Origin of the sequence: Parabacteroides sp. AF17-28 (assembly GCF_003479205.1) — a bacterium.
GTDB classification, from domain to species: domain Bacteria; phylum Bacteroidota; class Bacteroidia; order Bacteroidales; family Tannerellaceae; genus Parabacteroides; species Parabacteroides acidifaciens.
The window spans coordinates 42,684-58,334 of the sequence record NZ_QUGV01000016.1; the positions used below are offsets into that span (position 1 = coordinate 42,684).

The 15,651-nt window shown below is 45.4% G+C and carries 11 protein-coding genes and 3 tRNA genes; 1 reads left to right on the forward strand and 13 read right to left on the reverse strand.

Annotation, left to right across the window (positions count from 1 at the left end):
• Positions 1-8 precede the first annotated feature (8 nt).
• From DWW90_RS12640 to DWW90_RS12655, 5 genes are all read right to left on the reverse strand, one after another.
• Positions 9-2,840 (reverse strand): SusC/RagA family TonB-linked outer membrane protein, encoded by a 2,832-nt coding sequence (locus DWW90_RS12640; RefSeq protein WP_368665687.1) that lies wholly within the window; start codon positions 2,838-2,840, stop codon positions 9-11.
• A gap of 22 nt (positions 2,841-2,862) precedes the next feature.
• Positions 2,863-3,414 (reverse strand): STN domain-containing protein, encoded by a 552-nt coding sequence (locus tag DWW90_RS20830; protein WP_233547743.1) that lies wholly within the window; start codon positions 3,412-3,414, stop codon positions 2,863-2,865.
• 174 nt (positions 3,415-3,588) lie between these two features.
• Complete coding sequence (locus DWW90_RS12645; protein ID WP_122345236.1) at positions 3,589-4,569, reverse strand: FecR family protein; 981 nt, start codon at positions 4,567-4,569, stop codon at positions 3,589-3,591.
• 637 nt (positions 4,570-5,206) lie between these two features.
• On the reverse strand, positions 5,207-5,749 hold the full coding sequence (locus DWW90_RS12650; RefSeq protein ID WP_122345269.1) for an RNA polymerase sigma-70 factor: 543 nt from the start codon (positions 5,747-5,749) through the stop codon (positions 5,207-5,209).
• 74 nt (positions 5,750-5,823) lie between these two features.
• Positions 5,824-8,241: an outer membrane beta-barrel family protein gene (locus tag DWW90_RS12655; RefSeq protein ID WP_122345237.1), complete on the reverse strand. Its 2,418-nt coding sequence runs from the start codon at positions 8,239-8,241 to the stop codon at positions 5,824-5,826.
• A 137-nt stretch (positions 8,242-8,378) separates the two neighbouring features.
• Here DWW90_RS12655 and DWW90_RS12660 point away from each other — a divergent pair, with 137 nt between their 5' ends.
• Entirely contained in the window at positions 8,379-9,113 is a 735-nt protein-coding gene (locus DWW90_RS12660; protein WP_122345238.1) for an SDR family oxidoreductase, read from the forward strand.
• Positions 9,114-9,460: 347 nt separating this feature from the next.
• Here DWW90_RS12660 and DWW90_RS12665 read toward each other — a convergent pair.
• The 8 genes from DWW90_RS12665 to DWW90_RS12700 all read right to left on the reverse strand — a co-directional run bounded on the left by DWW90_RS12665 (position 9,461) and on the right by DWW90_RS12700 (position 15,626).
• Positions 9,461-9,544, reverse strand: a tRNA-Leu gene (locus DWW90_RS12665).
• Between the two features lie 9 nt (positions 9,545-9,553).
• A tRNA-Leu gene (locus tag DWW90_RS12670) sits at positions 9,554-9,635 on the reverse strand.
• Positions 9,636-9,684: 49 nt separating this feature from the next.
• Positions 9,685-9,760: transfer RNA gene (locus DWW90_RS12675), tRNA-Gly, on the reverse strand.
• A 100-nt stretch (positions 9,761-9,860) separates the two neighbouring features.
• The gene (locus DWW90_RS12680) at positions 9,861-10,631 is read right to left on the reverse strand and encodes an SGNH/GDSL hydrolase family protein (RefSeq protein WP_122345239.1); all 771 of its coding nucleotides are present in this window, start codon (positions 10,629-10,631) and stop codon (positions 9,861-9,863) included.
• Positions 10,632-10,720: 89 nt separating this feature from the next.
• Positions 10,721-11,545, reverse strand: a complete 825-nt coding sequence (locus tag DWW90_RS12685) for a purine nucleoside phosphorylase I, inosine and guanosine-specific (RefSeq protein ID WP_122345240.1) — start codon at positions 11,543-11,545, stop codon at positions 10,721-10,723.
• Positions 11,546-11,702: 157 nt separating this feature from the next.
• The gene (locus DWW90_RS12690) at positions 11,703-12,962 is read right to left on the reverse strand and encodes an amidohydrolase (RefSeq protein ID WP_122345241.1); all 1,260 of its coding nucleotides are present in this window, start codon (positions 12,960-12,962) and stop codon (positions 11,703-11,705) included.
• Complete coding sequence (locus DWW90_RS12695) at positions 12,959-14,269, reverse strand: DEAD/DEAH box helicase (RefSeq protein ID WP_122345242.1); 1,311 nt, start codon at positions 14,267-14,269, stop codon at positions 12,959-12,961. The genes DWW90_RS12690 and DWW90_RS12695 overlap by 4 nt, the downstream gene beginning before the upstream one ends.
• Before the next feature lies 1 nt (position 14,270).
• Positions 14,271-15,626, reverse strand: coding sequence for a dipeptidase (locus DWW90_RS12700; protein WP_122345243.1), 1,356 nt, complete (start codon positions 15,624-15,626; stop codon positions 14,271-14,273).
• Positions 15,627-15,651 lie beyond the last annotated feature (25 nt).

Consider the following 15,651-nt stretch of genomic DNA (forward strand, 5'->3'; position numbering starts at 1 on the left):
CTATAAATTTAAAATTTAACATTTGCGCCAAATGTAAAAGACGTGGATATAAAGTCGGAACTTGCGCCTATTTCCGGATCCCATCCCTTAGGATAATGACTGATAGCAGGAAGATCATTTATTGTTGCATATATCCGAAGCCCTCTGATGAAACACTTATCCACAAGTTTCTGCGGCAACGAATATCCCAATGTAATATTCTTAACACGGAAATAAGCTCCGTTGAACAACCAATAATCAGATCCGGTATAAGTATTGGTAGTATTGGTATATGTAAGACGAGGATATTTGGCATTCCGGTTTTGATCATCCGAATTATGCTGACTCCAATAATTACCCAATACAAGAGAAGGTACCGCACCCCATTGTTCTTTCAACGGTTGAATCCAAGCAGAATTAAAAAGAACATTCTGATGTCCCACGCCTTGGAAAGAAAGTGAGAAGTCCCAATCCTTCCAACCTAAGAAAAGATTACCACCAAACTGAAACTCCGGCAAGGAATTTCCTAAACGAACTTTATCATCCGAATTGATAACACCATCCCCATTCACATCGACATATTTAATATGACCAGCCTTATCGTTAGCAGTGAGTGTCGGATACTTGTTTCCTTCCGAATCATACAAATCAGCATCAGTGATAAACAGACCATCGGTCTTATACATAAACCACTCATAATAATAAGAATCTTCTTCATAAATCTTATTACCATCTATAGTCCTTCTGTCTCCTAAATATCCCATTTTCGAACGATAATCGGACAGATTAAAGGATACGCCATAAGAAATCTCACCAATCTGGTCACGCCAACTTGCTTCAAGTTCCCAACCGTGAGTATACATATCACCTGCATTTTGCTTCGGAGCAGAGAATCCTGCATAAGAAGGGAATCCCAAAGTCAAAAGCATATCGGATGTTTTCTTATAATAATAGTCACCTGTCAAACTCAGACGATTATTTAACAAAGTAATATCGACACCAATATCATAAGTCGTCGTTGTTTCCCACGTAATATCGCTAAATGCATAATTATATTGTGCAGCATTCTGTACAGCGGTCACCGATTGGGAACCCTTGTCATACATATAACTGTTTCCGAAATTGATAGCTGCCTGATACGGAAATTCCGCATCGCTAATACGCTCATTACCCAATGAACCAATAGAAGCGCGTACTTTCAAATAATCTATCCATTTATTTTTAGGAAACCAAGATTCATTTGAAGCTACCCAACCCGCCGATACAGAAGGGAAAACACCCCAACGATAAGCAGATGCAAAACGAGAAGAGGCATCTGCACGGACATTCGCCTGTAACATATAACGGCTCTTGTATGAATACATAGCTCGCCCGAAAACGGATTGATAAGCATTGTGACCTGCATTACCTGAATTATACTGGTAATCTTCCGGTCCAAGATTCAAATAGGGATAAGTATCCAATTCATAATTATTTCTTGATGCACCCAGATTTTCCCATTTATATTTATAACCTTCATATCCGACCATTGCATTCAAGGAATGCTCATTCCATTTGTTCTGATAATTAGCATAGAACTGATAGGTACGGCTTTGTGTCATATTTCGTGTTTCATTAAGAGATGTAGTTTTATTGCTTTGTGCAGCAATGGAGCTTCCATCCTCATAATATACATTCACTGCTTTTGCAAATTTTTTCCCTGTTTCAAACGAATATCGAGGAGCAAAAACAGCCGTAAGCGTCAATCCCTTGACCGGAGTCAAATCCAGTTGTGCCTTTCCTCCAAATTTATAATAATTCTTTCTGTCGGTCCCCCCCTCATTGAGCATCGCCAATGGATTGGCCCCAGATTTCACATCTGCATAGTTTCCGTCTACCCAATAAGGATTGTAGTAGGGAGAGGTCAAATAAGCCCAATAAACAGGATTGATAGTTGCAGGGGATAAACTCTTCGAAGTAGAAAAATCGACATCAATATTGGCCCGAATCCAAGAATTGATTTTATAATCATTATTAACACGGCCAGCATACCGTTCATACGATTTATTCGCATAATACCCGTCTGCCGTCTGATAATTGAACGAAAACTTGGACTGCAACTTATCCGTACCGCCTGAAACGTTAAAGTTATGCTGTTGATGAGAAGTCGTATTCTTCAACAGTAAATCGACCCAATCCGTATTCGGATAATGATAAGGATCAGTTGCATTGTTAGCCATCCAAGAATTAATGGTTTCCTGCGAATATTGCGAATAAGGATTAGACGCACCATCGTTCCACTTAATCTCATTCTGAACATTCATCCAATCGATCACATTTCCATTGGTCGGCCGTGCAGTCGGTTTGTCTATGGAATATTCATAATTGTAGTCTAAATTGAATTTATTTTCCTTGGCCCTCTTAGTCGTAATCAAGATGACACCAGCCGCAGCACGAGACCCGTAAATAGAAGCCGAAGCAGCATCTTTCAAAACACTCATGGTTTCTACATCCGAAGCTACGACATCATTCAACGAACCTGGCACACCGTCAATTATAACAAGAGGATCATTATTGGAAAGTGTCGTCACACCACGAACACGTATCGTTGCCGAACTACCAGGACCTCCGGAAGAACGCGTTACCTCCACACCCGAAATCTGCCCCTGCATAGCCGTAGATAACATTTGAGTAGAACGTTCTGTTAAAGAAGCTCCTTTGACACTGGATATCGGACCGGTCAAATCTCCTTTACGCGCCGAACCATAACCGATTACGACTACTTCATCCAACAATTCCGCATCTTCCTTCATGGTTATAGATACGGATGTTTTATTTTTTACAGATATTTCACTCTGAATATATCCGATATAGGAAACTATTAATGTTGCATCTGATGCAACATTAAGGGAGAACCTCCCTTAATGTTGCATCTGATGCAACATTAAGGGAGAACCTCCCTTCCGCATCCGTAATCGTTCCATTCGTTGTTCCTTTCTCAACCACATTGGCACCAATAACAGGCAGGCCGGATTCATCAAAGACAACTCCCGTTATCCTCTTCTGGTTCTGTTGAGCACTCGCAAGGGATGATGTTTCCGAAGCCTTGATCAACACTTGGCGATCAATGATCTGATACCTGTAGCCCGTGTTTCTAAGCACTTGGTCCAACACATCTTCCAAAGATGCATTTCTAACATTCACGCTTGCAGTCCGGTTGACATTCACACGATTGTCATTAAAGAAAAATGTAAACTCACTGCTTTTTTCAATTTCCCGAAGGATTTCAATGATACTGCTGTTTTGTTTATTGATCGACACCTTGTAGCCCTGCGCATAGGTTGAGGCAGAAATACAGCATGCGACTCCCAACAAAAATAAGGCTGTGATCTTCATAATACGCTTTGTTTTTCTAAATAACGGGACATAATAATCCCTGTCACTGTTTTTTTTCATAACTTTGTATAGTTTTTGATGAATAATAAATGCAAGTCTTTGGCTTGGACTCCTTTATGACATGCATTTTTGAAAACTCACTGATTGGAAGGTGCTTGCCGGCATCTTCCAATTTTTTTGTAGGCTAACTCTTTTTTATCCCATAAGCATCAGAATTAAGTTGTTTATAATATGTTATTTTAAAGTCAGTATATAATCACCACTCTCCATTTGCGTATATATCAAAGGAGAAGAAGCTTTTATCATATAAAGTATCCGATCCAGCGACTCGTCCCTCACCTTAAAAGTAAACCGGTACTTTTCTGCCAAATCCTTCTGGCACATCACTTTTCGTCCATACCATTGTTCAAGGCGCGGGATTATCATGGTAAGCTTTTCATTTTCGAAACTCAACATTTTCTGCTTACGCCAAGCTGTATATTTATCAGCATTGACAGCCTGTTTCATGACTTCACCTGTTTGTCTATCCAATACGAGCTTTTCATCGGGAGAAACCAGATATTCTTTCACCCTTTTGGTTCCCTTATCAGAAATACCGACTTTGATTTTCCCGTTTAATAGAATTGTTTCTATTTTATTATCCATTTCATAGCTAAACAACTCGAACGCCGTACCCAATGCCTGTACGCTCATGTCTTCCGTACGAACAATAAAAGGTTTCTCACGATTCTTGGCCACATCGAAAAAAGCTTGCCCATTCAACGTTACCTCACGCGTTTTACCAGAGAAACTGGCCGGATAAGTCAAACGGCTGCCAGGTCCCATCTGTACTTTCGTTCCATCCGGCAAGGAGACAGATTCCATATTCTGGATGCCGGAACTTACGACATACATCGGAACTGTTGTTCTGTCTTGATAAGCGAAATAAGCCGTTCCCGCCACTCCCAACACCAGCAATACGGACGCAACCAAACTATATATTTTATAAAACACAACCTTTCTGCCTTCTGCATGCTGCCAGGAAACTCTGCAAATATTCCGCCAGATAGACGGTTCGTCCGGACGATCCCTTTCGATAACATCGGGGGCGCTGTCCCACTGCCGCTCCATCTGTCGTGTCACCCGCCGGGACGATTGTAATGCAATCCGCTCCTCTTCGGTCAACGCATCCTGCATCAGTTTCCTAAGTATATATTTTTTATCTTCGTATTCCATTTTTAATTGCCTTACATATATAAATACACACAAAATGCTCCTTCCCCCTATTCAAATATAATATTTTTTCTACAATTATTCTCTATCTCTACAAAACGGCATTAAATTAAGCCCAACCTCCGGGGACTTATTGTAAAAAACGCATTGAAACACTTTGAAAAAAGAGAAAACAGCCTTCCTGTAAAGTTTGCCAAATTCAAAAAAAGAGTTAATAAATTGGATTTTTATCGTGAAGTACGCAAAGAATTTCCATTACGACCGTCCTAATTGCCATCGTGACCGTCCTAATGGGTAGTGCACTCGGCACCTCGCGAAGATTATGACGGTCGTAATGGCGATGAGGACGGTCATAATAGAAATAAGGTACCGGATTCTCCCGAAACAACCCCTATTTCCTTGCCATATTCACGTATCGTCCCCTGTATCTTTTCAAATATTCGATTCTCCGAGAGTTAAGGTTTGACGAATTGTAAGGAAGATTGGAATATGAATGGATAAATGCGATGCAATTTATATGAACCCGGCAGCCTGTCAGCCAATATGTCAAGAAAAACGCAGTTTATCCGGATAAAAGACAAAACAAAATCGCATGCTTTTTCTCTTGAAATAGAAAAAGCATGGGGTTATTGTAAAAAGCTCATATAAAAAGAAGAAGTAAAGTGATATTTCTTTTCAAATATTTGAGGGCTTCGCTAATTTGATTTTCAACTGTTTTTTCTGAAATATCCAACAAGAGCGCTATCTCTTTGTAGCTCTTTTGTTCTTTGCGGCTCAAGTTAAAAATCTCACGGCGGCGTGGAGGCAATTCATCGATCAGGCGATCTATATATTCTTGCAGATTATTGGCTTCAATCTCTTCTTCCACATCATAAGGTTCTTCCAAGGCGGCAAGAACCGTCACTTTATAAAAATCTTCATTCAAGCTTTTACGGTGCTGGTTAAAAATCAGGTTCCGGGTAATAATAAACAAGAGGCCTTTGAAATGGTCATCCGCACGTAGAAACTCGCGCGTTTCCCATACTTTGATAAAAACTTCCTGCACCACCTCTTCGGCAGCATCGACACTGGTCAGATAAAGGCGGCTAAAATTATAGACCTGTTTCCAATATTGTTTATATAGAGCAGTAAATGCATCTTTACTGCTCTGTTTCAATAATAATATCAGTTCCTTTTCCTCCATCATTCCTTTTATCTATGGAACAAATGTATTAAAAAAGTTGACAGTTAACAAGTAACTGACAACTTTTGCTTTTTTTAGTGGTTTGTTCCTTCAAAGAGGTCGTGATCCTCTTTCTTTTGAGAACTCTTAACCTTAAAGTTATTAAATGTATAGCTGACCGTAAGCGTAATCAAGGGATAGCTGGGACGGATACGCGTGATGGATTGCAAGTCGGATGTAATGATCTTGCTCACATAGCGAGCGGAGTTGAAAACATCTCGAAAGGCAAGTGTCGCCGACAGTTTACGTTTCATCAACTGCTGGCGGACGGCCAGATTCACATACCAGAAGGCATCCGTACGTCCCTGTGTCGTCACAGAAGGACCGACAAAGTTTCCATCTACCTGGACACGGGTATATTTCAAAACATCGAAAGAGTTGTTCCACATGATATCGTAGTTCGTACTCGTCTCGTTCTCGCCACCGGTCTTATACTGGTTCTTCACTTTATAGTGATACAGGCTTCCGTTCAGGTTCACATTCCACCAGCGGGTAAGCTGAACCTGTCCGCTCAGTTCGATACCGGTCGAATAATCATGCCCGACGTTTGCCATTGAATCCAACGTAACACCCGCCTCATAAGGGACGCGCAGACGTTCTATCTTGTCCTTGCGGCTCCGGTGGAACACAGTGGCGGAAACCGTGTGTTCGCCTATGTTCTTTTTATAATTCAGCTCGAAAGAATTGATATATTCCGAACGGATATCCGGGTTACCGATTTCCGCCGAATAAAAATCACGATAAGTGATATACGGCTCCATAAAGAACAGTTCCGGACGGGTTATACGGCGCGAATAAGACGCCAGCAGCTTATGTTCTTTCGGGAAAGTATAGCCTAAGTGGACGGAAGGGAAGAACTCGAACTTATTATATGTACGGTCTTTTCCGGGAATCGAACTGCGCAAGACACGGTGCGTATGCTCGCCGCGCACACCGGCCTGGAAGTCAAACGATTTATAGCTATCGGCAACAATACCATAAATCGAGTTGATGCCATGCTGGAAATAGAAGGTATTATAAATATCATCCCGGTTATAAAACTCTTGCTTCACCGGGTCCCAGAAATGCATCGTGTAATCTCCGTCTTCCAGGTAAGAGAAATACTGGTAACCGCCTTCTATACGGCCCGTTTTGCTATAAGGATAAATATAATCCAGATTACCGCGCACGGTCCAGCGGTGTTCGTCTTCCCAGGCGCGATGTCCCTTTTCCCGCTCGTTGTTTTTGTTGAAGAGGTCGCTCTGGAAATACTCCAGGGCATTACCTCCGTATTTGAGGTAGAAACTACCGGTCAACTGATGTCCCTTGTCATTGAATTTATGGTCGAACCCGACGGTTCCCAGAAAATAGGTTTCATGTATATCGTAATCGTCACGGCTGTAATAATCACCCTCGCCGAATGTCGTCCCGTCCGCCGAACGCTTTTCCCTGTAATCCAGGTCGCCGTTGCGGGTACGGCCGCCATAACCGCCTTCCAGGTCGACATTGAACGTTGTTTGAGGAAGGGAATACATCCAGCCGGCCTTCAGCGAATAATTGAAGTTATTACTTTTACGCGGTCCGTTGGAATGGGAAGTCGTAGCCGTATCCGAAATAATGGTTGTCTTTTCCTGGTCGAAATCACTCTTACGCAAGCGTTCGCTCCAAACCCCGCCGAAATACCAACGGGACGCCTTATTCTGTTGTGACAGCAGGAAATCGACTCCACGAGACAAGACGGTGCTACCCGTCAGGTTCACCATTCCACTGAATCCATCCTGGACATGCTTCTTCGTGACAATATTAATGATTCCCACATCTCCGCCTGTATCATGCCGGGCGGAAGGGGTCGTGATAATTTCTATATTCTCGATGTGTCCTGCCGGAATCTGCTCCAGAGCCTGGGTGCCGCTGAACACACTCGGCTTGCCGTCTATATAAACCGTAAAACCGGAACTACCACGGAAGCTTACTTCGCCCTCCGCATCTACACGTATCGAGGGCGTATTTTCCAAAATATCGACAGCCGAACCGCCTCCGGCAAGCAGATTGGACGAAGCCTCGATGACTTTCTTGTCCAACTTGTAAATAACCTGCTTTTTCTGTGCGACAACTTCGACTTCCGCCAATCCCACTTCCAGAGGTTTCATGGAGATAACTCCCAAATCCATCATCTCAGAAGAGGATTTCAATTCGATATTCGGACGATTATACAAGTCGTAACCGACCAGTCGCACCAACAAGTGGTACTTTCCGTCTTTCACATCCGCAATGCGGAAACTTCCATCGGCTTCAGGCAAAGTCTGGTACGCCGGATTCACCTCTCCCTCACGGAAAAGGAACACATCTGCAAAATCAATCGGCTGATTGTTATTGGCATCAACTATTTTTCCTTTTATACGGAAGCCCGGAGCCGCCATGACTGAATAGTTAACACACAATAAGGTCAACAGGAGATAAAAACACTTCTTCATCTTTTTACATTACATTGGTTTGTCAACAACGTCGCGAAGATAAAACATTCATCTGTACAAAGCAATTATTACTGATGCTAATTATCTCCAAATGAATATATCCCGTATATTTGCAAGCAACAAATCCCAATTAAATTATGACCTCGACAAAAAGAATTATTATCATAGGAGCGACCTCCGGAATCGGAAATGAAGTCGCCCGATTATATATCAAACAAGGGTGGCGTATCGGTGTGGCCGGACGGCGCCTGGAACGGCTGGAAGAACTCCACGCGGAGGCACCCGACCAGATTGAAACCATACAACTGGATGTCACCTGCCCAGACGCTCCGGAACGTCTGGCGGAGCTGATCCGCAAAGTGGGCGGAATGGATGTTTTCCTGCTCAGCTCCGGCGTCGGAAGCCAGAACCGGGCGTTGAACCCGGAAATAGAATTGGCGACTGTGCAAACAAATACGGTCGGTTTTACCCGGATGGTTACGGCGGCATACGGCTATTTCAAGGAACACGGCGGAGGACAATTGGCCGTAATCAGTTCCATTGCCGGAACAAAAGGGTTGGGTGCGGCTCCCTCCTATTCCGCGACGAAACGCTATCAGAACACTTACATCGAAGCCCTCGACCAGCTGGCACGGATGGAGAAACTTCCGATCGTACTCACCGATATCCGTCCCGGTTTCGTCAAGACCGATTTATTGAAGAATGACAAATATCCGATGCTGATGTCACCGGAATATGTTGCCCGGAAAATTGTGAAAGCGATCGGACGGAAGAAGCGCCATGCCGTTATCGATTGGAAATATGCCATTCTGGTATTCTTCTGGAAGCTGATTCCCGGCTTTATATGGAGACGGTTGCCTATCCACAATTGACACTCCGCAGATTCAAGCCATAAACAGAGGATAAAAACAAATTATTTTTAAAAACTATGCAATTCAGGTATTGCATAATACTAAAAAGTTTTTTAACTTTGCGAAAGTAGCCTTACAATGTAAGGCACATATTAATTAAACAAACTATTCCTAAGGTTTAAGGTATTAGTCATTTCAGTTTGTTCGTTTTGATAAACTGATATAGTATAACCTCATCTACATGTGAATGTGGATGAGGTTTTTTTTGGAACAAGGATTACCGGGATCATACCGAACGAAAGCACGCGGATAGATATAAAAAAAGTCCATACAATTAGTATTTAAACTAATCATATGGACTATTCATGTACGCAGGATGAGACTTGAACTCACACGCCGTAACCGGCACTACCCCCTCAAAGTAGCGTGTCTACCAATTCCACCACCTGCGCGAGAAAGGGTGCCCAGAACAGGACTCGAACCTGCATGCCTCTCGACACACGCACCTGAAACGTGCGCGTCTACCAATTCCGCCACCTGGGCCTTTCTTCAATACATTAAAAAAGCGGTCTCATACCGCCTTGTTACCGATTGGAGCGGAAGACGGGACTCGAACCCGCGACCCTAACCTTGGCAAGGTTATGCTCTACCAACTGAGCTACTTCCGCGATAACGGGTGCAAAGATAGAGGTATTTTTTTATTCTCCAAAACCTGACTGCACTTTTTTCATGCTATTTTTGCAGTTCACACCCGCTCAAAATCATATCTTACTTTAGTCCAGTCGCTTCCATCCACATATTAGCCATCAGCTGGCGGCCGGGTAAATCAGGATGTACACCGTCATTCGACCAATAACGTGCCGGCGCCAACTTAACTGCGGCATCAAAACCGGCTTGGAAAGGTACGAATACGGTATTAAATTCGCCGGACAGTTTACGGGCTGACTTACGGAACTCGTCGAACATCGGATACCATCTGGAATCTTCTATCGCAGCACCATCACGCAAAGTGAAAGGTTCGCAAAGGACTATCTGAGTATTCGGCAGCTTCTCTTTCGTATATTTCAAAAGAGCGCGCAGATCGTTTTCGTATGTCTCGACAGTTCCTTTATATCCGTGTGTCAACGTATGCCAATAGTCGTTCACACCGATCAGGATGCTCAATACATCGGGCTGGAAAGCCAGACAATCCAACTCCCAACGATCACGAAGTTCATACACCTTATTCCCGCTGATACCGCGATTATAAATCTTAGGCTGCAGGGCAGCTTCTTTCTCCAGCAATTGTGTCGCTGTAAAAAGCACGTAGCCGCTACCAAACTGTTCTATCGTATTGCAACGTTTACTATTCTTATCACGACCGCAGTCGGTGATGGAATCGCCCTGGAACAGGATCACACAATCTTTTTTCAGGTTGATCTTCGGAGCATGCACAGATGTATTTTCTTGTACGGCAGCTTTTGCGATCTCGGGGATCATCAGGGCGCTGAACCCTGCCAATGCTCCCTTTTTCAGGAAGTCTCTTCTGGAATTTTTCATGGGTAGAAATAAGTTTATTTTATTACATTGATTGAATTAAATACAAAGATAGAACTTTAATAAAAAAACTTGTACACAAATACAGGCTTTTATATCCTGGCAATCAGTTCACGGACGAGTGTCGTCATAACCGCAGCCGCTTTATTGGCCGCCACAATCACGTCCGCGCCGTCATTGACAAAGTCATCGGCAAAATGATAACCTTCGTTTGTAATGACAGACATACCGAACACGCGCAGGCCGGCATGACGGGCCACGATTACTTCCGGAACGGTGCTCATTCCGATCGCATCGCCTCCTACCCGGCCGTAAAAAGCATACTCGGACGGCGTCTCGAAAGAAGGACCGGTCAGGCCGACATACACGCCTTTCTTCAACGGAATATCGAGGGAAGAGGCGATCTCTTCGACAAGCCGGATAAACTCGCGGTCATACGCGCGCGTCATATCCGGGAAACGGGTTCCGAACTGTTCATTGTTCGGGCCGATCAGCGGATTAGGCATCATATTGATATGATCGCGTATAATCATCAGGTCGCCCACTTTGAACGTATTATTGATACCGCCGGCAGCATTGGAAACCAGGAGATTCTTTACGCCGAGCAATTTCATCACCCGGACGGGGAATGTCACCTGCTGCATCGTGTAGCCTTCATAATAATGAAAACGTCCCTGCATGGCAAGCACTTGCTTACCGCCTAATTTGCCGCAGATAAAGTTACCCTTATGTCCCGTTGCCGTCGAATGCATAAAATGAGGGATCTCGCTGTAAGGGATAACGGTCGCTTCCTCGATCTGATCAGCAAGCGATCCCAGGCCGCTGCCTAAAATAATAGCCGTTTCCGGATTGCCGGTGATACGGGATGCCAGATAGTCGGCTGCTTCCTGATAAAAAGCATTGTCTGTTATATTCATATTCGTTCTAATTTATTTTTCTTTCAGATGAAACTTTTGTTTCCCCGGCAAGAAACTTTAGTTCCATGGGCATGAAACTTTAGTTCCGTGCCTATGAAACTTTATTTCCATGCCTATGGAATTTAAAATGCATGCCTATGGAATCCGGCTTCGATGCTTATGCCTTTCCCACGAGCTTATAGGCCAATCGGGCAGTCTGCTCCATGATTTCATCCTCGCCCGGTACTTTCTTATCCTGCATCAGGATCTTGCCGTTGCAGATAACGGTGTCGATACAACTGCCGTTTGCCGCATAGACCAGATTGGATATAAAATTATGGTTCGGCGTAAAGGCCGGGATATGCAAATCCACCAGACAGAGATCGGCCAGATAACCTTCGGCGATTCGTCCGGCTTTCAGTCCGATAGCCGAAGCGCCGGCTTCTGTCGCCGCCTGGAATATTTCGCCTGCAGGAACCGCTTCCGGATCTTTCCGCCAGGCTTTGCCCAAAAGAGAGGCGAGCTTCATCGCCTCGATCATATCCAAATTGTTGGAAGAAGAGCAGCCGTCAGTCCCTAAAGCGACTGTCACACCGGCTTTCCGCATCTCACTGAATTTAAACTGAATGCCGGAAGCTAACTTCATATTGGATGCCGGGTTATGCACCACCTTGACTCCATGATCTGCCAGCATACTGATCTCGTCATCATCGATATAAAGACCATGTGCGATGATCAGGCGGGGCGAAAGCAGACCTAACTTATGCAAATAGCGAACGGGCGTAAGGCCGAACTGGTTGACCGAGTCTTGCACTTCCCCCTCCGTTTCGGCCAGATGCAGATGGATCGGAACGGCATGTTCCGCAGCAAAGCCATGTATCCATTGCAGCAACTCGCCGGAAACCGTATAGATCGCATGGGGACCGACTGAATATCGGATCCGTTCGCTATACTTGTCAGTCTCGGCAATCAGCCTCTCGTTCTCCCGTTTGCTCCGTTCGGCCAACTCCGGTTTGAAATGGTCAAAGCAGGCTCCCGACAACAGCGTCCGCAAGCCCATTTCTTCCACTGCATCGGCCGTCGCTTCGAATTTATGATACATATCGAAGAAAGTCGTCGTGCCGCTCTTTATCATTTCCAGACAAGCGAGCTTCGCGCCCCAATAAACATCTTCGCGGGTCAACTTGGCTTCATTCGGCCAGATCTTCTGCTCCAACCAGGGCATCAGCGGCATATCGTCTCCGAAACCGCGGAAAAGCGTCATAGCGGCATGCGTATGTGCATTTACCAATCCTGGGATCAAGGCTTTACGCTTCCCGTCGATAACTTGGTCCGCCTGCACTTGCAGGTCTGTTCCTATCTGTTTAATTTCCCTTTCTTCTATATAAACATCTGTCACTGCGTCATTCAACAGGACACCCTTTATCAATATACTCATACGAATTTAGCCTTCATGTTCTTTATCTTTTCATCACGGATACGTCCCAGCAAGCCGGAAAGTTTGTCCCGTTTCACAGCGGCAAAGGCACAACTCTCCTTCACCTCGACAACGCCTAAATCATCCTTTTCCAGTCCTCCTTTTTGAAAAAGGAAGCCGACAACGTCCTTTTTGCTCAACTTATCCCGCTTTCCGCGGTTGATCGTCAGCGTCACCCATTCGGAACGGACCGGTTTCTTTGCCACTTCGGGCAGGAAAAACTCTTCCGGTTCACGGGTGATATATTCGGGGACCGTTTCCTCTTCATTCAAAATCAGGTAAGCGACTCCTTCCGCGTTCATACGGGCGGTACGTCCGTTACGGTGTACATACGCTTCTTCGTTGATCGGAAGATGATAGTGGATTACATTCTTGACTTCGGGAATATCCAGACCGCGGGAAGCTAAATCGGTGGAGATAAAAACAGTAGCGCTTCCGTTACGGAAATGCGACAAAGCGCGTTCACGTTCCGGCTGCTCCATTCCTCCATGAAAATATTCGTTGTCCACACCCATTTCGGTCAGATAATTGCTCACCCGTTCCACCGTCTCACGGAAATTACAGAAGATCAGGGCGGAACCGCCTTTCAGCTCTCCCAACAGTTTATAGAGCGTTTCCAACTTATCTTTCACCGGCGATTTAACTACGCGCAAAGTAAGCCCTTTCGCCTCCTTCACCTCTTTCAGGAAAGACAAACGCACCGGAGCCGTAATTCCGGTAAAAGGTGGAATCTCGACCGCAGCTGTCGCCGAAGTCAAAACCCGGCGGCGGACGCCCGGAAGATGTGCCAGTATCTCTTTCATCTCCGTCAGGAAACCGAGTTCGAGCGACTTGTCGAACTCATCCAGGATCAGCGTACGCACGCTATCCAGATCGATGTTTCCCCGTTCCAGATGATCCACGATACGTCCCGGCGTACCGATCAGAACCGTCGGCGGATGTTCCAGACTTTTCTTCTCCGTGCGGATCGGATGTCCTCCGTAACAACAGTTCACCTTATATCCGGCGCCTAATGAACGGAATACGGTTTCGATCTGCAAAGCCAACTCCCGCGAGGGAGCGATGATGAGCGCCTGTATCTTTTTGTCCTCATCCGTCAGCGTAGTCAGTAACGGCAACAGGAATGCCAGCGTCTTACCCGAGCCTGTCGGACTGAGCAGCACCATGTCTTTTGTCGTTCCGGCGTCCAGCACGGCTTGCTGCATCTCGTTCAGAGCCGCAATGCCGGTATTGGCAAGGGCGCGGGCGATTATTTCGTTATTCGTCATATCAATTGAATCGTTTATAAAATTCAGCTACCGACTCTATCCCTTTGTAGAAGAAATCGAGCGTACAGCTTTCGTTCGGCGAATGGATCGCGTTCTGTTCAAGACCGAAGCCCATCAGGACAGTCTTAATTCCCAACACCTGCTCAAAAGTAGCGATAATAGGAATACTGCCACCGCGACGGACAGCCAGCGGACGTTTTCCAAACGCGACGGCGACCGCCTCTTCGGCAGCCTTATAAGCCGGCATGTCGATCGGACAAACATATCCCTGGCCGCCATGTTTCGGAGTTACTTTCACCTTTACATAAGCGGGTGCCACGTTGGCGATATAATCTTCGAACAGTTTCGAGATCTTGCTGTGATCCTGATGCGGCACCAGGCGACAGGAAACTTTGGCGTATGCCTTGGAAGGAAGAACCGTTTTACTTCCCTCTTCCGTATAACCACCCCAGATACCGCAGATGTCGAACGACGGACGGCAACTGTTGCGCTCCAGTGTAGAATATCCTTTTTCACCAAACAGTTCATCCACGCCGATAGCCGCCTTATATTTCGCTTCGTCAAACGGGATCTGTGCGATCATCTCACGTTCGGCCGATGAGACCTCTTCCACGTCATCGTAAAAGCCGGGAATCGTGATTCGCCCGTCGGCATCAGTAATATCGGCCATTAGTTTGCACAATACATTGACCGGATTGGCAACTGCACCGCCGAAATGGCCGGAATGCAAATCCCGATTAGGTCCTGTCACCTCTATTTCCCAATAAGCCAGTCCGCGGAGACCGGTTGTCAACGAGGGTGTCTCGGCACTGACCATGCTGGTATCGGAAACCAGGATCACGTCGGCTTTCAACAGTTCCTTATGTGTGCGGCAGAAGTCTTCGAGGCTGGGCGAGCCGATCTCTTCTTCTCCTTCAAAGATGAATTTCACATTGCATTTCAACAAGTCCAGATTCAGGGCTGTTTCAAAACCTTTCACCTGCATCATCGCCTGTCCTTTATCATCGTCAGCGCCACGCGCCCAGATGCGGCCATCACGGATTTCCGGTTCGAAAGGCTGGCTCTTCCACAATTCCAGCGGTTCGGCCGGCATCACATCGTAGTGGGCATAAACCAGCACTGTCGAAGCATCCGAAGAAACCATCTTCTCGCCATATACAACCGGATTCCCTTCTGTCGGCATCACCACAGCCTTATCGGCACCAGCTGCCAACAACAGTTCTGTCCAGCGTTTTGCACACGCCTCCATATCAGGCTTATGTTCCTGTTTCGCACTTATCGACGGAATACGGATCAAGGAAAAAAGCTCCTCGATGAAACGATCTTTGTTTGATTCTATGTACGTTTTTACTGACATATTCTATACTGTTTATTTAATTTAC

Bases quoted from the DNA above. Each gene is read 5' to 3' on its own strand.
- DWW90_RS12695 (WP_122345242.1), bottom strand. From the start codon at position 14,269: ATGACGAATAACGAAATAATCGCCCGCGCCCTTGCCAATACCGGCATT.
- DWW90_RS12680 (WP_122345239.1), bottom strand. From the start codon at position 10,631: ATGAAAAATTCCAGAAGAGACTTCCTGAAAAAGGGAGCATTGGCAGGG.
- DWW90_RS12685 (WP_122345240.1), bottom strand. From the start codon at position 11,545: ATGAATATAACAGACAATGCTTTTTATCAGGAAGCAGCCGACTATCTG.
- DWW90_RS12700 (WP_122345243.1), bottom strand. From the start codon at position 15,626: ATGTCAGTAAAAACGTACATAGAATCAAACAAAGATCGTTTCATCGAG.
- DWW90_RS12645 (WP_122345236.1), bottom strand. From the start codon at position 4,569: ATGGAATACGAAGATAAAAAATATATACTTAGGAAACTGATGCAGGAT.
- DWW90_RS12690 (WP_122345241.1), bottom strand. From the start codon at position 12,962: ATGAGTATATTGATAAAGGGTGTCCTGTTGAATGACGCAGTGACAGAT.
- DWW90_RS20830 (WP_233547743.1), bottom strand. From the start codon at position 3,414: ATGAAAAAAAACAGTGACAGGGATTATTATGTCCCGTTATTTAGAAAA.
- DWW90_RS12650 (WP_122345269.1), bottom strand. From the start codon at position 5,749: ATGGAGGAAAAGGAACTGATATTATTATTGAAACAGAGCAGTAAAGAT.
- DWW90_RS12660 (WP_122345238.1), top strand. From the start codon at position 8,379: ATGACCTCGACAAAAAGAATTATTATCATAGGAGCGACCTCCGGAATC.
- DWW90_RS12655 (WP_122345237.1), bottom strand. From the start codon at position 8,241: ATGAAGAAGTGTTTTTATCTCCTGTTGACCTTATTGTGTGTTAACTAT.